General features: G+C 73.6%; 17 protein-coding genes. 10 read left to right on the top strand and 7 right to left on the bottom strand.

Translation table 11 applies throughout. From position 1 onward, the window contains the following. The first annotated feature begins 28 nt into the window (after positions 1-28). The 3 genes from ACGFT2_RS32175 to ACGFT2_RS32165 are packed head-to-tail and all read left to right on the top strand — an operon-like array spanning position 29 to position 2,636. On the top strand, positions 29-814 hold the full coding sequence (locus ACGFT2_RS32175; RefSeq protein WP_393285262.1) for an SDR family oxidoreductase: 786 nt from the start codon (positions 29-31) through the stop codon (positions 812-814). A gap of 26 nt (positions 815-840) precedes the next feature. After that, complete coding sequence (locus ACGFT2_RS32170; protein ID WP_393285259.1) at positions 841-1,452, top strand: TetR/AcrR family transcriptional regulator; 612 nt, start codon at positions 841-843, stop codon at positions 1,450-1,452. Between the two features lie 26 nt (positions 1,453-1,478). Beyond that, complete coding sequence (locus tag ACGFT2_RS32165) at positions 1,479-2,636, top strand: acetyl-CoA C-acetyltransferase (RefSeq protein WP_393285257.1); 1,158 nt, start codon at positions 1,479-1,481, stop codon at positions 2,634-2,636. A gap of 134 nt (positions 2,637-2,770) precedes the next feature. On the opposite strand, the gene ACGFT2_RS32160 is transcribed toward ACGFT2_RS32165, so the two are convergent. The 5 genes from ACGFT2_RS32160 to ACGFT2_RS32140 are packed head-to-tail and all read right to left on the bottom strand — an operon-like array spanning position 2,771 to position 6,805. Further along, complete coding sequence (locus ACGFT2_RS32160; RefSeq protein ID WP_393285255.1) at positions 2,771-3,412, bottom strand: SIMPL domain-containing protein; 642 nt, start codon at positions 3,410-3,412, stop codon at positions 2,771-2,773. Beyond that, positions 3,409-4,473 carry an NAD(P)H-dependent flavin oxidoreductase gene (locus tag ACGFT2_RS32155; RefSeq protein WP_393285252.1) on the bottom strand — a complete coding sequence of 355 codons (1,065 nt, stop codon included), beginning with the start codon at positions 4,471-4,473 and terminating at the stop codon, positions 3,409-3,411. The genes ACGFT2_RS32160 and ACGFT2_RS32155 overlap by 4 nt, the downstream gene beginning before the upstream one ends. Further along, entirely contained in the window at positions 4,473-5,213 is a 741-nt protein-coding gene (locus tag ACGFT2_RS32150) for a CoA-transferase subunit beta (protein ID WP_393285249.1), read from the bottom strand. Before ACGFT2_RS32150 ends, ACGFT2_RS32155 begins: the two co-directional genes overlap by 1 nt. Further along, a complete protein-coding gene (locus tag ACGFT2_RS32145; RefSeq protein ID WP_393285246.1) occupies positions 5,210-6,061 on the bottom strand; it encodes a CoA transferase subunit A in 852 nt (283 codons plus the stop codon). The genes ACGFT2_RS32150 and ACGFT2_RS32145 overlap by 4 nt, the downstream gene beginning before the upstream one ends. After that, positions 6,062-6,805 (bottom strand): enoyl-CoA hydratase family protein, encoded by a 744-nt coding sequence (locus ACGFT2_RS32140; RefSeq protein WP_393285243.1) that lies wholly within the window; start codon positions 6,803-6,805, stop codon positions 6,062-6,064. Positions 6,806-6,941: 136 nt separating this feature from the next. Here ACGFT2_RS32140 and ACGFT2_RS32135 point away from each other — a divergent pair, with 136 nt between their 5' ends. Together ACGFT2_RS32135 and ACGFT2_RS32130 are read left to right on the top strand one after the other, a co-directional pair. Continuing rightward, the gene (locus tag ACGFT2_RS32135) at positions 6,942-7,844 is read left to right on the top strand and encodes an SDR family oxidoreductase (protein ID WP_393285622.1); all 903 of its coding nucleotides are present in this window, start codon (positions 6,942-6,944) and stop codon (positions 7,842-7,844) included. A 31-nt stretch (positions 7,845-7,875) separates the two neighbouring features. Continuing rightward, a complete protein-coding gene (locus ACGFT2_RS32130) occupies positions 7,876-8,781 on the top strand; it encodes an SDR family oxidoreductase (RefSeq protein ID WP_393285242.1) in 906 nt (301 codons plus the stop codon). 300 nt (positions 8,782-9,081) lie between these two features. On the opposite strand, the gene ACGFT2_RS32125 is transcribed toward ACGFT2_RS32130, so the two are convergent. Together ACGFT2_RS32125 and ACGFT2_RS32120 are read right to left on the bottom strand one after the other, a co-directional pair. Continuing rightward, the gene (locus tag ACGFT2_RS32125) at positions 9,082-9,993 is read right to left on the bottom strand and encodes a hypothetical protein (RefSeq protein WP_393285239.1); all 912 of its coding nucleotides are present in this window, start codon (positions 9,991-9,993) and stop codon (positions 9,082-9,084) included. A gap of 69 nt (positions 9,994-10,062) precedes the next feature. Further along, positions 10,063-11,817, bottom strand: a complete 1,755-nt coding sequence (locus ACGFT2_RS32120; protein ID WP_393285619.1) for a beta-galactosidase family protein — start codon at positions 11,815-11,817, stop codon at positions 10,063-10,065. A 277-nt stretch (positions 11,818-12,094) separates the two neighbouring features. Between ACGFT2_RS32120 and ACGFT2_RS32115 the strand changes: the two genes are divergently transcribed. From ACGFT2_RS32115 to ACGFT2_RS32095, 5 genes are all read left to right on the top strand, one after another. Beyond that, complete coding sequence (locus ACGFT2_RS32115) at positions 12,095-12,985, top strand: helix-turn-helix domain-containing protein (protein WP_393285238.1); 891 nt, start codon at positions 12,095-12,097, stop codon at positions 12,983-12,985. Positions 12,986-13,018: 33 nt separating this feature from the next. Beyond that, positions 13,019-13,351, top strand: a complete 333-nt coding sequence (locus ACGFT2_RS32110) for a chorismate mutase (RefSeq protein ID WP_393285235.1) — start codon at positions 13,019-13,021, stop codon at positions 13,349-13,351. 107 nt (positions 13,352-13,458) lie between these two features. After that, a complete protein-coding gene (gene pepN / locus ACGFT2_RS32105; RefSeq protein ID WP_393285233.1) occupies positions 13,459-15,945 on the top strand; it encodes an aminopeptidase N in 2,487 nt (828 codons plus the stop codon). Between the two features lie 288 nt (positions 15,946-16,233). Beyond that, positions 16,234-17,595: a pyridoxal phosphate-dependent decarboxylase family protein gene (locus ACGFT2_RS32100; protein ID WP_393285230.1), complete on the top strand. Its 1,362-nt coding sequence runs from the start codon at positions 16,234-16,236 to the stop codon at positions 17,593-17,595. After that, positions 17,592-19,004 (top strand): lysine N(6)-hydroxylase/L-ornithine N(5)-oxygenase family protein, encoded by a 1,413-nt coding sequence (locus ACGFT2_RS32095; RefSeq protein WP_393285228.1) that lies wholly within the window; start codon positions 17,592-17,594, stop codon positions 19,002-19,004. The genes ACGFT2_RS32100 and ACGFT2_RS32095 overlap by 4 nt, the downstream gene beginning before the upstream one ends.

Here is a 19,004-nt window from a genome sequence, read left to right as displayed (position 1 = left end):
CAAGTGTTTGGTAGGTTAGCGTGGCCCTATGACAGGCGTCGAGAGCCCGGTCTACGAACCCGGGCACGGACTGCTGCGGGGGCGCACGGCCGTCATCACCGCCGCGGCGGGCACCGGGATCGGCGGCGCGACCGCCCGCCGGTTCCTGGAGGAGGGCGCGCGCGTGCTCGTCAGCGACGCCCACCCGCACCGGCTGAAGGAGTACGAGGCCGAACTGGCCCGGGAGTTCCCGGGCGCGGTGACCGCCGTGCCGTGCGACGTCACCGACGACGCACAGGTGCGGGCCCTGTTCGACGCGGCCCTGGCCCGGCACGGGCGGCTGGACGTCGTCGTCAACAACGCGGGCCTCGGCGGCACCTCCGAACTCGTCGACATGTCCGACGAGCAGTGGACGCGCGTCCTGGACGTCACCCTGACCGGCACCTTCCGGTGTACCCGTGCGGCCCTGCGCGCCATGCGGGAGACCCGCGGCGGCGTGATCGTCAACAACGCCTCGGTGGTGGGCTGGCGCGCCCAGGCCGGCCAGGCGCACTACGCCGCCGCCAAGGCCGGGGTGATGGCGCTGACCCGCTGCGCCTCGATCGAGGCCGCCGCGTACGGCGTGCGGGTCAACGCGGTCGCCCCGAGCCTGGCCATGCACCCGCACCTGGTCAAGGTCACCTCCGCCGACGTGCTCGACGAACTCACCGCGCGCGAGGCCTTCGGTCGGTACGCCGAGCCCTGGGAGGTGGCCAACGTGATCGTGTTCCTGGCCTCCGGCTACTCGTCGTACATGACCGGCGAGGTCGTCGCCGTCAGCAGCCGGCATCCCTGACGACCGGGGCGGACCACAATGGGTGCGTGTCGACCAAGAAGAAGTCCCAGGTGACCGCCGCCGCGGCCCGCCGCGGCGAACTCCTCAGCACCGCTGCCGAGGTCTTCGCCGAGCACGGCTACAACGCCACCACCGTCCGCAGGATCGCCGACCATGCCGGGATGCTCGCGGGCAGCCTCTACTACCACTTCGACTCCAAGGAGTCGATGCTCGAGGAGATCCTTCGCACCTTCCTCGACGAGCTGTGGGACGGCTACGACACCGTCCTCGCCTCCGCACTCGGCCCCCGCGAGACGCTGGAGGCCCTGGTCACCGAGTCCTTCCGGGAGATCGACCGGCACCGCGCCGCCGTCGCGATCTACCAGAAGGAGAGCAGGCAGCTTGTCGACCAGGACCGGTTCGCCTTCCTGGCCGAATCCCAGCGCCGGTTCGAGCGGGCCTGGCTGTCCACGCTGGAACGCGGGGTGACCGAACGGGTCTTCCGCGCCGACCTGGACGTCCGGCTCACCTACCGCTTCGTGCGGGACACCGTGTGGGTCGCGGCCTCCTGGTACCGGCCCGGCGGACAGCACAGCCCCGAGGAGATCGCCCGCCAGTATCTGTCGATGGTGCTGGACGGGATCGCCGTACGCGCATAACGACCCTTGCAGCCCAGGGAGTTACCATGGCCGAGGCCTACATAGTCGAAGCGGTCCGTACGCCCGTCGGGCGGCGCGGGGGAGGGCTCGGCGCCGCCCATCCGGCCGACCTGGGCGCGCACGTGCTCACCGCGCTGGTGACGCGGACCGGGATCGACCCGGCCGCCGTGGAGGACGTCGTCTTCGGCTGTCTGGACACGGTGGGGCCGCAGGCCGGTGACATCGCCCGCACCTGCTGGCTGGCCGCCGGGCTGCCCGAGGAGGTGCCGGGGGTGACCGTCGACCGGCAGTGCGGCTCCTCCCAGCAGGCCGTGCACTTCGCCGCCCAGGCCGTGCTCTCCGGCACCCAGGACCTGGTGGTCGCGGGCGGCGTGCAGAACATGACCCAGATCCCCATCGCCTTCGCCTCCCGGCAGGCCGCCGGCCCCCTCGGCCTCACCGACGGCCCCTTCCTCGGCAGCACCGGCTGGCGCGCCCGCTACGGCGACCAGCCCGTCAACCAGTTCGCCGGCGCCGAGATGATCGCCGCCCGGTGGCACATCGGCCGGGAGGACCAGGAGGAGTTCGCCCTGCGCTCGCACCGGCGGGCCGTCTGGGCGATCGACACCGGCCGTTTCGAGCGCGAGACCGTCCCCTACGGCCAGGTCGCGGTCGACGAGGGCCCGCGCCGGGACACCTCCCTGGCGAAGATGGCCGCACTGAAGCCCGTCCTCGACGGCGGCACCGTCACCGCCGCCTGCTCCTCCCAGGTCTCCGACGGGGCCGCCGCCATGCTGCTCGCCTCCGAGCGGGCGGTACGGGACCACGGCCTGCGTCCGCGCGCCCGCGTCCACCACCTCTCCGTGCGCGGCGAGGACCCCATCCGGATGCTCTCCGCGCCGATCCCGGCCACCGCGCACGCGCTGCGCAGGACCGGCCTGACCATCGACGCCATCGACCTCGTGGAGATCAACGAGGCCTTCGCGCCGGTCGTCCTCGCCTGGCTGAAGGAGACGGGCGCCGACCCCGACCGGGTCAACGTCAACGGCGGCGCGATCGCCCTCGGCCACCCCCTCGGCGCGACCGGCGTCCGCCTCATGACGACCCTCCTGCACGAACTGGAGCGCACCGGAGGCCGCTACGGCCTGCAGACCATGTGCGAGGGCGGCGGCCAGGCCAACGTGACCATCATCGAACGGCTCTGAGCGCGGCCTGGACCCGCGGCCCCGGGCCACGAACGCGGCGCGGCTCGCCCGGCGGGTCGGGTCCGGGGCGGGACGGGCCCGCCGGCGAGCGGGCCCGCTGGACGGCCTCGTCCGCGGCGCACCGCCGGGGCGGCTCAGTCGGCGAGGGCGAATCCCAGAAGCACGCCGGCGGACACCTCGACCATCCCGGGGGCCAGATCGCCCGCCGAGGCACCGCCGCCACCCCCGTGTCCGCGGTACTGGCGGAACTCGTGCGACTCGGAGTCCACGTCCTGCACATGGACCACTCCGCCCAGTGAGACCCCGGCCGCCTCCGTGTAGACCTGCGCCTTGCGGCGGGCGGCCGCCACCGCCCGGCGGCGCGCCTCGTCCCGCAGCGCGGGCTTGTCGTGCACGTCGAACTCGACCTGGTCGATCTGGTGGGCGCCCGCGTCGACCGCGTCCACGATGAGCCGCTCAAGGTCGTCGAGCGCCTCCGTCTCCACGGCGTAGGAGGCCCGGCAGCGGTAGCCGAGGAACTTCCGTTCGCCGCCGTAACCGTCGTACTCCGAGGCCAGCTTCAGCCGGGACCCGGACACCGACGCGTCCGGTATCCCGTGCCGGCGCAGGGTCTCCCGCAGCCGGGACACGGCCGCGCCCGCCTCCTGGAACGCCTGCTCCGGGGTCGCCTTCAGCACGTCCACCGTGAGCCGCACCCGCACCAGCTGCGGCTCCACCCGCACGCTGCCCGCCCCGAACACGCTGATTCCCCAGGGCCGCCCGATCGTCTCCGTCATGCGCGCATTGAAGCACCCCCCACCTGCAGCCCACCGATGATTTCCGCGGCCTGTGCCATCACCCGCTCCACCAGCTCCGCGCACGACGGCAGATCGTCGATCACCCCCGCGACCTGACCGGCCGCCATCACACCGACGTCCGTACGCCCGTCCACCATCGCCGACCTGAGCAGCATCGGCGTGTTCGCGGCCAGCAGCACCTGGCTCCAGGTCAGCTCCCTGCCGTGCCGGAGCGCGCGGCCGTCCCGGATCAACTGCCGCCAGGTGAGGCCCGACAGGCGCCGGAAACCGGCCGCCTCCCGGATCGCGCGTGCCAGGGACCGGGCGCGGCCCGACCGCTCCAGCGCCTCCACCAGATCCGTGCGCAGCATCCGGTGCGGCAGGCCGTCCACCGCCCGGGTCACGGTGACGTCCCGGACCGTCGCCGCCAGATACCGCGCCTTCACCACGTCCGGCACCGTCGAGTCGGAGGTCAGCAGGAACCGTGTGCCCATCGCCACCCCGGCCGCCCCGTACGCCAGAGCCGCCACCAGTCCCCGCCCGTCGAAGAAGCCGCCCGCCGCCACGACCGGTATCCGCACCGCGTCCACCACCTGGGGCAGCAGCACGCTCGTCGCCACCTCACCGGTGTGCCCGCCGCCCTCGCCGCCCTGCACGATCACCGCGTCCGCACCCCACGCCGCCACCTTCTCGGCATGCCGTCGCGCCCCGACGGACGGGATGACCACCACCCCCGCCTCCTTCAGCCGGGTGATCAGCCCGGGCGAGGGTGCCAGCGCGAACGAGGCCACCCGCACGCCCTCCTCCAGGATGATCCGCACCCGGTCGCCCGCATCACCCGCGTCGGCCCGGAGGTTCACCCCGAACGGCGCCTCCGTACGCGACCGGACCTCCCGGACGGCCGCGCGCAGCTGGTCGGGCGTCATCGTCGCCGAGGCCAGGATGCCGAGGGCGCCCGCGTTCGCCGCCGCCGAGACCAGCCGGGGCCCGGCCACCCAGCCCATACCGGTCTGCACGATCGGATGGCGGACCCCGACCAGCCGGGTGAGCGCCGTCTCCATCAGCCCCTCACCCCCTCCGGTACCTCACGCGCCCGTGCCCCGCCCGGGTCCAGCACCTCACGGATCAGCCGCAGCTCCGCCGCATCGGGCTCTCGCGTGTACGGCACCTCGTCCGGCACGGCGAGCGCGAACCCCGTCGCCTCGCGCACCTGCTCCACGTCCACCCCCGGATGCAGCGAGACCAGCCGCATCGAGCGGTCCGGCGTGGCGAAGTCGAACACGCCGAGGTCGGAGACGACCCTGACGAGGCGGTGGAAGCGGGCCGAGCGGCCCAGCTCCGCCGCCCGGTCGTGGCCCACCCCGCACACCATGTCCACCCGCTCCACGAACACCCGCCGCGAGTGCCTGGGGATCCAGTAACTCGTGGGATTGTTCAACGTGTTGAAAGGTGCCCCCCGGACTCCGAGCAACTGCCGGCGGGGGTGTGCCCAGTCGCCGACGCAGGAGATGTTCTGGTTGCCGTACCGGTCGAGCTGGCTGGCGCCCATCATCACGTGCCGGCGGCCGCCCGCCACCAGCGCCAGATGCTGCCGGTAGGGCAGCCAGCCCTCGGGAGTCCCGTCCGGCCGGACCAGCAGTGCCTCGCCGTCGGTCAGCAGCAGGTCCGGCGCGAAGGTGAGCCGGGCCAGCCGCGCGCCCAGCGAAGGGACCAGGCCCATCGGGCTGGCCAGGATCTCCCCGGCGCCCCGCCAGGCCTCGGCGCAGGCGACGACGCACGTCTCGGCCCGGGTGACGCTCATCTCCCCTGCTCCTTCCGCCACTCCCGCACCGCCATCCGGTACGCGGCCTCGTCCCGGCCGAGGAACCGCTCCCTGAACTCGGGCCACGGCATGGACGCGTAGCACCGCTGGAACTCCTCGTCCCTGCCGTGGTCCGGCGCGCAGGAGGTGAAGTGCGCGCCGTTGGGCGCCTCCACCACGCCGGTCACCGCGAGCCGCTTGAGCAGCAGCGACTGCGGGCCGTCGTCCTTGGTCAACTCGGCGGTTTCCACGAGGTGTTCGCACGAGACGTAGGCCGCGTCCGCCGCCTCGCAGAACAGGTCGTCGAAGTACGGGTCCGGACCCAGGCACTGGCCGTTTCCCAGCCGGTCGGCGCGGTTGACGTGCACCAGGGCCGCGTCCGTCCGCAGGGCCGGCATGGCCACGAACGTCTCCCCGTCCGCGTACGGCGACGTCACCGTCCGCAGGTGCGGGTTGACCCGCATGACGTCCGAGCCGAGCCCGGCGCGCACCGGCAGGAAGGGCAGTCGGTGCGCCGCCGCCTGCAGGCCAGACAGGAACATGCCCTCGTCCACCTCCGTCAGCTCGAACCCGCCCCGCTCACGCGCCGCCCGGTAGTGCGGCTCCAGCGGGATCGAATCGAGCGTGACGAAGGCCGTGACCAGCCTGCGGATCCGGCCGGCCGCGGCCAGCATGCCGACGTCCGGGCCGCCGTACGAGACGACCGTGAGGTCCCCGATCGCGGAGCGCAGCAGCGCCCGGACGAGGGCCATCGGCTTGCGGCGGGACCCCCAGCCGCCGATGCCGAGCGTCATGCCGCTCTCGAGCCGTGCGACCACCTCGTCGGCGGTCATCGTCTTGTCACCCACCTACGCGCCCTCCTTTCCGAACGTGTCGCGGACCCGGTCGGCCAGCCCGCTGAGATTGGCCTCGAACGTGAAGCCCTGCTCGAAGCGGTAGCTGCGGCGCACGTCGACCGGATCGATGCCGTTGATGGCGGCCTTGGCCATGCGCAGCAGCCGCCCGTCCTTGGCGGCGATCTCCCGGGCCAGCTCGAGTCCCGCCGCCCGCAGGTCCGGGCGCGGCACCACACGCCAGACCGAGCCGTGCCGGTGCAGCTCGGCGGCGGTGGCCGTGCGCCCGGTGTAGTACAGCGCGCGCATCAGGTGCTGCGGGACCAGCCGGGCCAGATGCGTGGCGGCACCCAGCGCGCCCCGGTCCAGCTCGGGCAGCCCGAACGTCGCGTCCTCGCTCGCCACGACCGCGTCCGCATTGCCCACCAGGCCTATGCCGCCGCCCAGGCAGAAACCCTGCACCGTCGCGACGACGGGTGTCGGGCACTCGTAGACCGCGGCGAACGCCTCGGCACAGCCCTCGTTGGCGCCGATCAGGGCCCGCTGTCCGGCCGCCTGTATCTCCTTGATGTCCACGCCCGCGCAGAAACCGCGTCCCTCGGCGGCCAGCACCACGCACCGCGTCTCCGGGTCGCGGCCCGCCGCGCGCACGGCCTCGGCCAGCGCGAACCATCCGGCCACCGGCAGCGCGTTCACCGGTGGGAAGTCGACCGTGACGAGCGAAATCCCCTTTTCCGGGGACGAGGTGGAGACACCCATGGACGCATCAGCTACCTTCGCACTCAACGCCATTCCACCAAACATTTGTTAGGTGTGAGGCTTCGAAGCTAGCAGCCGGCCCCGACGAGCGGGAGAGCCTGTGGACAACTCGACGGCGCACCCTGTGGACAGTTCGCTGCGCGGCCGGACCGTCGTCGTCACCGGCGGCACCCGGGGAGTCGGTGCCGGGATCGCGCGGGCCTTCGCCGAGGCCGGGGCCCGGGTCCTGGCCTGCGCCCGCAGACCCCCGGAACAGCCGCTGGAAGGCGTGGAGTTCGGCCCGCTCGACCTGCGCGACCCGGCGGCCGTGCGCGCGTTCTTCGACGCGCTGCCCCACCTCGACGTGCTCGTCAACAACGCGGGCGGGACGCCGTACCGGCTGCTCGCCGACGCCGGCGCCGAACGGCACGCGAAGGTCGTCGAGCTGAACCTGATCGCACCGCTGACCGCGTCCCTCGCCGCGTACGAGCACCTGCGGCGCGGCCGCGGCTCGATCGTGATGGTCGGCAGCGTCAGCGGGGGCCGGCCCTCCCCGGGCTCGGCCGCCTACGGCGCGGCCAAGGCGGGCCTGGCGAACCTGGCCGCCTCCATGGCCGTGGAATGGGCGCCGGAGGTTCGTGTCAACACGCTCGTGGTCGGCATGGTCCGCACCGAACTGGCCCACCTGCACTACGGCGGCCCCGACGGCCTGACCGCCGTCGCCGGCACGGTCCCGCTCGGCCGGCTGGCCGCCCCCGCCGACGTCGGCGCCGCCGCCGTCTTCCTCGCCTCCGACGCGGCCGCCTACATCAGCGGGGCGAGCCTGCACGTGCACGGAGGCGGCGAGCGGCCGGCCTTCCTGACCGCGGCGACCACCGCCGGTGCCGCCGGCCGGACGGCGCCGGAAGACGCCGGCTGTCCGGCGGGCGCCGGCTTCCCGGGAGGCGCCGGCCGCCCTGGAGGAACTGGCCGCCCTGGAGGAACTGGCCGTCCGGCGGACGCCGGCCCTCCGGAAGACGCCGGCTGTCCCGGTGGTCCGTCCGTCCGTGCGGAGAGCTGACACGTGTCCGAACGTCCGTCAGGAGAGTGAGATGAGCGGAATCTGCGACGGCCGGGTGGTCGTCGTCACCGGAGCCGGCCGTGGGCTCGGACGCGCCCACGCCCTCGCCTTCGCGGCCGAGGGGGCCCGCGTCGTCGTCAACGACCTCGGTGTCGCGCTGGACGGGGCACCGGGCGGGGAGAACCCGGCGGACGCCGTCGCCGCCGAGATCCTGGCCCTGGGCGGCCAGGCGGTCGCACACGGCGGTGACATCGCCACCGGGGAGGGGGCCGCGTCCCTGATCCGTACCGCAGTGGAGCGGTACGGCCGGCTCGACACCCTCGTCAGCAACGCCGGCTTCCTGCGCGACCGGATGCTGGTCAACCTCGACGAACACGACTGGGACGCGGTGATCCGCGTCCATCTCAAGGGCCACTTCCTGCCCTTGAAGCACGCGGCCGCGTACTGGCGGGCCGAGGCCAAGGCGGGGCGCGCCCCGGTGGCCCGGGTCGTCCACACCAGCAGCGGGGCCGGTCTGCTGGGCTCGGTCGGGCAGGGCAACTACAGCGCGGCCAAGGCCGGCATCGTCGGTCTCACCCTGGTCGCGGCGGCCGAGCTGGCCCGCTACGGCGTGCAGGTCAACGTCGTCGCCCCCGCCGCCCGCACGCGCATGACGGAACGTGCCTTCGCCGGGACGATGGCGGCGCCGGCCGCCGGATTCGACGCCATGGCACCCGAGAACGTCTCCCCGCTCGTGGTCTGGCTCGGCTCGGCCGGCAGCATCGGCGTGACCGGGCGGGTGTTCGAGGCGGAGGGCGGGCGGATCACCGTCATGGAAGGCTGGCGGCCCGGTCCCACCGCCGACAAGGGAACCCGGTGGTCTCCGGCCGAGGCGGGGGAGGCGGCCCGCGAACTGCTGACGGCCGCGGCACCCCCCGGCCCGGTCTACGGGGCCTAGCCGCGGGGCCGCAGGACACCGCAGCCCACGCTGCCCGCGTCCGCCTCGGCCGACGGTGTCCGCGTCCGCCTCGGCCGAAGGTGTCCGCGTCCGCCTCGGCCGACGGTGTCCGCGTCCGCCTCGGCCGAAGGTGTCCGCGTCCGCTTCCGGTTCCGCGGCCGGGTTCGGGCCTGCTTCGGCCGACGGTGTCCGCGTCCGCTCTCGGTCCCGCGATCGGTGCCGGAAGTGTTCGAAACTCCGGTACAGGATGGCCGGCCCCCTCTGCCGTCGGTACACGGGCGGGGCGGGCGGGGCGGGAGGCTAGGTGTCGCACTCCAGCACCGTCCGGCACAACCCGCACCGCGCGCGCACGCGCCCCCGTACCGGCACCCTGATCCGCTGGTGACAGGTCGGGCAGGGAAAGGAGACACGGAGCCGGCCGGCGGGGTCGGGAGCGAAGGCGTACGGTGCCGTCGGAGGGCCGTCGGGCACGTCCGGTGCCGTCGGCCGGCCGGCCGACGCGTGCCGGCGGTCGTGTGCGTAGCGGCGCCGGCCCGCCCAGCCGGCCGCGGTCAACGGCGGCTGCTGCTCGTCCTGGCGTGCCTTGGCCATGCCCTTGGTGTAGGCGGTGTAGGCCTGCGGGCTGGTGAACCACGGGGAGGGGTCCTCGTGGAGGAGCAGCGCCCGCTTGGCCAGGACGTACCCGAACTCCTCCGGGGTGAGGTAGCCGAGCTTCTGGGAGGAGACCTCGTCCTGCCGGAAGGCGTCCAGCAGCAGCCAGCCCGCGCCCAGGTAGGTCGTCACCGTGTCCGTGAGGATCTCGTTCTCCGCCGTGGTGCGGAAGACCAGGTCCAGACGGTGCAGATAGACGTGGGCGACCTCGTGGGCGAGTGCCGCCCCGATGTCGCGGCGATGGGTGCGGAACCGGTCGTTCAGCTCGACGAAGTACTCCGGCCCCGCCGTCAGTTCGACGTTCGCCGCATGGGTCATCTCCCGGAAGCCGACGACGAGCCGCGCATCCGGCAGCCGGAAGTGCCGCACGATCTCGCGCGCCACCCGCTGCGCGCCCAGATGCAGGTCGTCGGTGTCGCAGAACGCCACGTCGGCCGGGGCGAGGCTGGTCGCGAACGTCCGGACGCCGTCGTGGGACAGGCGCCTGTAGAGCGCGGTGAGGGCGGCCCGCACCGTCTCCAGGTGCGGGTAGCCGTGCTCGACGGGTCCGCCGTTCGCCACGTCCGCACCCCCTCCGCACCCCCGAAGACGCCGGAACTCCTCTCCACTGTAGGCGGGGGACGCGGCCGGTCACACCGGCAGCAGCCGGGGCGCCGGCCGGGCCGGGCCGCTCTGCCCCAGCTCCAGCAGCCACAGCTCGTTCTCGCCCGCCCGCAGCACCGGCCCGGGGACGTACAGGGACCGCTGGGGGCCCGCCGACCAGTAGCGGCCCAGGCCGAAGCCGTTGATCCAGGCGAAGCCGCGCGTACAGCCGGGCAGGGTGAGCCGGGCGTCCCCGGCCGCGCCGACGGTGAGCGCGCCCCGGTACAGCCCCGGTGCGCCCTCCTCGGGCAGTGCGCCGAAGGGAACCCGCGCCACACCGTCGGCGAAGGCGTCCAGGTCCAGCCCACGCGCGCGTACCCCGTGCAGGTACTGCCGCTCGTGCAGGACGCCCCCGGTGATGCCCTTCGCCTCGCCCGAGCGGGGCCCGTAGTTCACCCTGCCGAGGGACTCCACCCACAGCTCCACGCGCGCGGGGCCGGCGACCGGTTCCTTCAGCCGGGGCTCCTCCTCGGTCAGCACCCCGGCCGGTTCGCCGTCCACGTACACCGTCGCGAGGTCGCGCAGCCCGCGTACGGCCAGCGGGTACGGCTGCCGCGGCCCCGGCACCTCCACCGTGTAGCGCACGAGGCCCCGGGTGATCCCCAGGTCCTCGAAGGACGGCGGCACCGGGGTCACGGTCTCGGCACCGCCCAGTGCCTCCAGCACGTCGTCCGGCGAGGCCCATCCGGTCAGCGCGGCCTCGGCCGGCGCGCCCAGGGCGGCGGGCGGCGGTGGCGGTTCGGGCAGCGGGCCGGTGTGGTACTCGGCCAGCACCTCGCGGAAGCGCCAGAACTTCTCCGTCGCCCCGCCGTACTCGTCCACCGGCGCGTCGTAGTCGTAGGACGTCACGTCCGGCTCGAGCGGGCCCTCGTGCAGGTCGCCGCCCCGGTTGGCTCCCGCCCAGCCCCCGAAACTCGTGCCGCCGTGCGCCATGTAGAGGTTCACCGACGCCCCGCACCGCAGGATCTCCCGCAGGGCCTCGGCGGCCTCGCCGGGATCCCGCACGGTGTGCTCACCGGACCAGTGGTCGAACCAGCCGCACCAGAACTCCGTGCACATCAGCGGGCCCTCGGGGCGGTGCCGGCGCAGCGTCTCGAAGGCCACGCGCGCGTGGGAGCCGAAATTCACCGTGGCGAGCACGCCGGGCAGCGAGCCGCCGGTCAGCATGTGGTCCTCGGGACCGTCCGAGGTGAACAGCGGGACCGTGACGCCCTCCGCCCGCAGCAGGCCGGCAAGATCGGCGAGGTAGCCCGCGTCGCTGCCGTAGCTGCCGTACTCGTTCTCGACCTGCATCATGAGCACGGGGCCGCCGCGGTCGACCTGCCGGGGCACGATCTCGGGCAGCAGGTGGTGGAACCAGTTCCGCACGTGGGACAGCCAGCGTTCGTCACGGGTACGCGCGCGGGAACCCAGTTCACCCGTCAGCCACGACGGCAGGCCGCCGTTCTCCCACTCGGCGCAGATGTAGGGGCCCGGTCGCACGAGCGCCCACAGGCCCGCCTCCCGGACCGCGTCCAGGAACCGGCCGACCGCCTGCACGTCGCGGTGGTGTCCAGGGCCCGGCTCGTGCAGGTTCCAGGGGACGTACGTCTCCACGCAGTTCAGGCCCATGGCCCGCAGCATCCCCAGCCGGTGCGGCCACTGCGCCTCGTGCACCCGGAAGTAGTGCAGCGCCCCGGACAGCAGCCGCACCGGCCGCCCGTCCAGCAGGAAGTCCTCCCGCCCCACCGTGAACCCGCTCATGCGCCCGCCCCGCCCCTTCGTGAACCCGCTCATGCCCCGTCCCCACCGTGAACCCGCCGATGCCGGCGCCGCTGACGTGAACCCGCTGATGCCCCCGCCGCTGACGTGAACCCGCCGATGCCCCCGCCGCCCCCACCCTGACCTCGCCGGGCACCCCAGCCTCACCTCTGGCGGCACCGCGCGCCATGGACGAAGATCGGCGCTGCTTGGACAAAAGTCCGCCGACGCCGACGCCGGGAGGAGCAGCGATGTACCGGACCTGGATGCGGTCGTAGCGATGTACCGGACCTGGATGCGGTTCTTCAGCCCCGGCCCCGCCCACCACCGCCTCGGGCTGGTCTGCCTCGGCGTCGGCCTCCAGTACGGCGCGCTGCCCACGGTGGGCCCGCGCACCCTCGACCACCACGTGGCCGTCGTGATCAGCTCCGGCGGCGGCTGGTACCGGGGCGCCGACGGCCGCCGTACGGCCGTCACCGCGCCCGCCCTGCTCTGGCTCACCCCGGGCGTGTCCCACCACTACGCGCCCGATCCGGACACCGGCTGGGACGAGGGCTTCGTCGACTTCACCGGACCCGCCGCCACCACGTACGCCGAACTCGGCTACATCGAGCCCGAGCGGCCCGTCGTCCCGCTCTCCGACGCGGCCGCCCCGCGCGCGGTCGTCGCCCGCATCGCCCGCGCCGCCCGCCGCGGCAACCCCCTGCTGGAGGTCGAGACCGGTGCCGCCGTGCACGAACTGCTCGTCGCGCTGCGCCGCGCCCGCGCCGACCTCGCCCCGGACGGCGACCAGGTCCTCGAGGCCCTGGCCCGGGACGCCTGCACCCCGATGAGCGTCGCCGACCACGCCGCCCGGCACAGGATGACCACCGCGGAGCTGCGCGCCGCGGTCCGCCGGGCGGCCGGGTGCAGCCCCAAGGACTACCTGCTCGGCATCCGCCTCGGCCGCGCCAAGGAGCTGCTGGCCGGCACCGAACTGCCCGTCGCGGCCGTCGCCCGCCGCGTCGGCTACGGCGACCCCGCCTACTTCTCCCGGCTGTTCACCCGCCGGGTCGGACTCGCCCCGGTCCGCTTCCGCGCCCAGCAGGGCCGCACCGTCCCCGGCGGCTGGAGCGACCGCGTCCCCGACCCCGGCGACCCACCGGTGATCCACTCTCCGGACACTTCGTAGCCAGGCCCCGGCGAACCCCTAGGGTGGAGACCCATGACCACCAGCAACACCGGTAGCGGTGACGTGGCCCCCGAGGTCCGCCAGGAACTGGACCGGCTGCGCGCCAGCATCGACAACATCGACGCGGCCGTCGTCCACATGCTCGCCGAGCGTTTCAAGGCCACCCAGCAGGTCGGCAGGCTCAAGGCGGTGCACCAGCTGCCGCCCGCCGACCCGGCGCGCGAGGCCCGGCAGATCGAGCGGCTGCGCCGCCTCGCCGAGAGCGCCAAGCTCGACCCGGCGTTCGCCGAGAAGTTCCTGAACTTCATCATCGGCGAGGTGATCCGCCACCACGAGCGCATCGCGGAGGACACCCACGGGCTCTGACCCGCCGGGCAACAGCACGATTGCCGGAGGAAAGGGGTGGACCGGACAAAAGTCGTTTTCCGATCCGCCTCTGTGCCCTGTCGGTCCCATCAGGCAGCATGGCCTGCATGTCCGTACTCACGCGCGATGAGGCGCAGCTCCGAGCACAGTTCCTCGACGTCCACCGCTACACGGTCGAACTGGACCTCACCACCGGTGAGGAGACCTTCGGCTCCCGCACCGTGATCCGGTTCACCGCACGGTCCGACGGGGACACGTTCGTCGAGCTGAAGCCCGTCGAACTGCGCGAGGTCACGCTCGACGGGCAGCCCCTCGACCCGGAATCGCTGCACGAGGACCGGCTGCCGCTGCGGGGCCTCACCGCGGGCGAGCACGAACTGCGCGTCGACGCGGTCATGCGCTACTCCCGCACCGGCGAGGGCATGCACCGCTTCACCGACCCCAGCGACGGTGAGACGTACGTCTATTCGCAGATGTTCATGGACGACGTCCAGCGCATCTTCGCCGCCTTCGACCAGCCGGACCTGAAGGCCGCCTTCGAGGTCTCCGTGCGGGCGCCCGACGGCTGGAGGGTCCTCGCCAACGGCATCACGGAGCAGCAGGGCGGCGGCGTGTGGCGGGCCGCGGCCACCCCGCCGATCTCCACCTACCTCGTCGCCGTGGCCGCCGGCCCCTGGCACTCGGTGCGGTCCGAACACCGCGGGCTGCCCTTCGGCCTGCACTGCCGCCGCTCGCTCGCGCCGTACCTCGACGCCGACGCCGACGAGATCCTGGACGTCACGCGCGCGTGCTTCGACCGGTACCACGAGAAGTTCGAGGAGCCGTACCCCTTCGACTCCTACGACCAGGCGTTCGTCCCCGAGTTCAACGCGGGCGCCATGGAGAACCCGGGCCTGGTCACCTTCCGTGACGACTTCGTCTACCGCTCCGCCGTCACCGACACCGAGCGGCAGACCCGCGCCATGGTCATCGCCCACGAGATGGCCCACATGTGGTTCGGCGACCTCGTCACCCTCAAGTGGTGGGACGACATCTGGCTGAACGAGTCCTTCGCCGAGTACATGGGCTACCGGACCACCGCGGAGGCCACCCGGTTCACCGGCCCCTGGACCGAGTTCGGCGTCACCCGCAAGGCCTGGGGCTACGACGCCGACCAGCGGCCCACCACCCACCCGGTCGCCCCCGAGAACGTCGACGACACGGCCTCCGCGCTGCTCAACTTCGACGGCATCTCCTACGCCAAGGGGGCCTCCGCGCTGCGCCAGCTGGCCGCCTGGCTCGGCGAGAAGGACTTCCTCGCCGGGATCAACACCCACTTCGCCCGGCACAAGTTCGGCAACGCCACCCTCGCCGACTTCATCGACTCCCTCGCCTCGGCCACCGACCGGGACGTGCACGCCTGGGCGGACTCCTGGCTGCGCACCACCGGCGTCGACACGCTCACGCCCCGGATCTCCGCCGACGCGGGCGCCTGCACCCTGACCGTCGACCACGCGGGCAGCCGCCCGCACCGCCTCCTCGCCGGACTGTACGACCACGACATCACCGACGAGGGCCGGCTGGTGCTGCGCGAGCGCCTCGAGCTCGACGTCCCGCAGACCGCCCCGCAGCCCGTCGGCAAGCGCCCCGCCCTGCTGCTGCTCAACGACGGCGACCTGACCTACGCCAAGGTCCGCTTCGACGACGGCTCCTTCACGGCGATCCGCACCGCCCTGTCCGGCCTGCCCGACCCGCTCACCCGCGCGGTCGTGTGGAACGCCCTCAGGGACGCCGTGCGCGACGGCGAACTCCCGCCCGCCGCCTACCTGGAGACGGCCCGCGCCCATCTGCCGCGCGAGACCGACCTGGCCGTGGTCCAGGGCGTCCTGGCGTTCGCCTCCGGGCAGATCGCCGACCAGTACCTGCCGGCCGAGGAGCGCCCGGCCGCGCTGGCCACGCTCACCTCCCTCTGCCGCGACCTGCTGCGGCGCACCGAGGACGGCGACAACCCCGGCCTGCGCCTGATCGCCGTACGGCATCTGATCGGCGTGGCCGCCCACCCCGACGCCATCGCCGCCTGGCTCGCCGACGGCACGGTCCCCGGCGGGCCGGAACTCGACCCCGAACTGCGCTGGCGGATCCTCGGCCGGCTCGCCGTGCTCGGTGCCACCGACGAGGCCGCCATCGCGGCGGAGCTGGAGCGCGACCCGAGTGCCACCGGCCAGGAGGGTGCCGCCCGCTGCCGTGCCGCCCTGCCCGATCCGGAGGCCAAGCGGACGGCCTGGGAGGCCATGTTCGCCGGCGACGATCTGTCCAACTACCTCTTCACGGCCACCGCGCAGGGCTTCTGGCAGCCCGAGCAGGCCGAGCTGGTACGGGAGTACGTGCCGCGCTTCTACGCGGACGCCGTCGCCGTCGCCGCCCGCCGGGGCCCCGCCATCGGCGTCGCCGCCGGACGCTGGGCCTTCCCGGCCCACGCCGTGGACAGCGAGAACCTGCGCCTGGGCGAGGACTGCGTACGCGAGAGGGACCTCACCCCGGCGCTGCGCCGCACCCTCGCCGACCGCCTCGACGACCTGTCCCGCGCCCTGCGCGTACGCGACGAACGGGCCTGATACGGCGCTGCCGGGCGAAGGCGCCGGGCGAAGGCGAAAGCGCCTGGCGAAGGCGAAGGCGAGGGGCGCGAACACGAGGGGGAGGGGACGGGGGAGGAGACCGGGGCGCACGGCGGGCTCCGTGGGCTCTCCAACACGTTTTCCCCGTACGGCAGTACCCACTTTCGGGTACTGATGGCCGGACTTCAGGGACGCGCGGACCGTTTCCCGTACAAGCTGGAAGCTCCCGGACGGAAACATCCGTGCCGCAGCCTCCGCACTCCGTCCTCGCGCCCCGGAGGAGAGCCCATGAGCACGCCGCCGCCCCTCGCCTCGGGACTGGACGGTCCCGACGTCCTGCGACCGCTGCTCGGCACCGTACTCGACGCGCTCGCGGCGGGCGCCCGGGCGCGCGGCGGACCGCTGCCCGCCGGCGGACCGGAGGCCGTGGCCGCGCGCGTCGCCGACGCCGTCGGGGACGTCCTGCCGGACGAGGGCGACCCAGGCGCTCTGCAAACCCTCGTGCACATCCTCGCCGAGGGCGCCGCCGACCCCGCCGACCCGCTGTGCGCGGCCCATCTGCACTGCCCGCCGCTCGCCGTGGCCACCGCCGCCGACCTGGCCGCGAGCGCCCTCAACCCCTCCATGGACTCCTGGGACCAGGCTCCGGCCGCCGCCGCCCTGGAGGCCGTGGTCACCCGCGCCCTCGCCCTCGCGGCCGGGCTCGCCGACGCGCTGGTCACCACCGGCGGCACCGAGTCCAACCAGCTCGCCCTGCTGCTCGCCCGTGAGACGCAGGGCGCCGGCGTCCGGCTGGTCTGCGGCGCCAACGCCCACCACTCCCTGCCACGCGCCACCTGGCTGCTGGGGCTGCCCGACCCGGTCGTCGTCCCGGCGCCGCGCGGCGTCCTCGACCCGGCCGCCCTGCACGAGGCCCTCACCTCCGAACCCGGCCCGCTGCTGGTCGCCGCCACCGCCGGCACCACCGACGCCGGCCTCATCGACCCGCTGCCCGAGATCGCCGGGCTGTGCGCCGCCCACGGCGCGCGCCTGCACGTCGACGCCGCCTACGGCGGAGGCCTGCTCTTCAGCGACCGGCACCACCACCGGCTCGCCGGACTCGAGACGGCCCACACCGTCGCCCTCGACCTGCACAAGCTCGGCTGGCAGCCGGTCGCCGCCGGCCTGCTCGCCGTCGCCCGCCCGCGTGAACTCGCCGTACTGCACCAGCGCGCCGACTACCTGAACGCCGACGACGACACCGAGGCCGGATTCCCCGATCTGCTCGGCCGCTCCCTGCGCACCAGCCGCCGCCCCGACATCCTCAAGATCGCGGTCACCCTCAAGACCGTGGGCCGCCGCGGACTCGGCGCCCTGGTCGACCAGGTCTGCGCCCGCGCCCGCGAATTCGCCGAGCTGGTCCGGGAACACCCGTACTTCGAGCTGTACGCCGGGCCCGTCATCAGCACGGTGCTCTTCCGGCCCGCCGCGGCCGACGACGCCGCCGTGGCCGCCGTACGACGCAGGCTGCTGCACGAGGGCCGGGCCGTCCTCGGCCGCGCCCGGCTCGACGGCCGCCTCTGGCTCAAGGCCACCTTCCTGAACCCCCAGGCCCGGCCGGACGACCTGGCCCAGCTCCTGAAACTCGCAGAAGGAACGACCCCCAGATGACCATCCCCCCACGCCAAGAGCCCGCATCACCCCGCGACCTGGTCGGCATCGGCATCGGACCGTGCAACCTCTCCCTCGCCGCCCTCGCCCACCCGCTCGCCGAACTCGACGCCGTCTTCTACGAGCAGCGCCCCGGATTCGACTGGCACCCCGGCCTGCTCATCGATGGCGCCACCATCCAGGTGCCCTTCCTCGCCGACCTGGTGACCCTCGCCGACCCCACCAGCCGCTGGACGTTCCTGAACTACCTCAGGACCCGTGCGCGGCTCTTCCCCTTCTACTTCTCCGAGCGCTTCCACATCGAGCGCGCGGAATACGACGCCTACTGCCGCTGGGTCGCACAGAGCCTGCCCGGGCTGCACTTCCGCCATCAGGTCGACGCCGTCCGCTGGAATCCCGAACGGGACGTGTTCGAGGTCGACTTCACCCAGCTCGACGCCGACGGCGAGGCCGAGGCCCTGGGCCGCACCTACACCCGCAACATCGTCCTGGGGGTCGGCACCGTCCCCTATGTGCCCGACCCGCTCAGGCCGCTGGTGGACATGCCCGGTGTGCCCGTCCTCCACGCCGCCGACTACCTGGCCCACCGAGAGACCGTCCTCGCCGCCGAGCACGTGACCGTCGTCGGCTCCGGACAGTCCGGCGCCGAGATCTTCCTCGACCTGCTGAGGCGCCGTCCGTCCGGCCGCGAGAAGCTGCACTGGATCGGCCGCACGGAGGCGTTCGCGCCGATGGAGTACTCCAAGCTCGGCCTGGAGCACTTCACGCCCGACTACACCCGCTACTTCCACGCCCTCGCCGAACCGGTCCGCGACCGGCTGGTCGCCGCCCAGTGGCAGCTGCACAAGGGGATCGACGCCGGCACGCTCGCCGCGATCCACGACGAGCTGTACCGGCGCACCCTGGACGGCGGCTGGCCCGACGCGGTCCTCACCCCCGGCGTCAGTGTCCGTACGGCCGGCCGGATCGCCACCACCAAGGTCGAACTGCATCTGGACCATCTCCAGCAGGACAGCCGTTCCCGGCTCACCACCGGCGCGGTCGTCCTCGCCACCGGCTACCGGGAACGCCCTCTCGGCCGGATCCTCGCCGGGCTCGACCCCTATCTGCGCCGCGACAGCAGCGAACGACCGCGCATCGACGAGGGCTTCCGGCTGGTCCTCGACCCGTCGGTCACCGGTTCGGTGTACGTCCAGAACGCCGAGCTGCACACCCACGGCGTCGGCGCCCCCGACCTCGGCCTCGCCGCCTGGCGCAGCGCCACCATCCTGAACACGCTCACCGCGAAGGACCCTTACCCGCTGCCGGTCCGGACGGCCTTCACCACCTTCGGCCTGGACGAGGTCCAGTCCCGGATGCCGCAGGCCCGGCAGGCGCAACGGCTGGTCCCGCTCGTCGAAGGCAGCTGA

The sequence above is a fragment of the Streptomyces sp. NPDC048514 genome (genome assembly GCF_043199955.1).
Lineage (GTDB): Bacteria > Actinomycetota > Actinomycetes > Streptomycetales > Streptomycetaceae > Streptomyces.
This window is presented reverse-complemented; position numbering and strand designations above follow the sequence as displayed.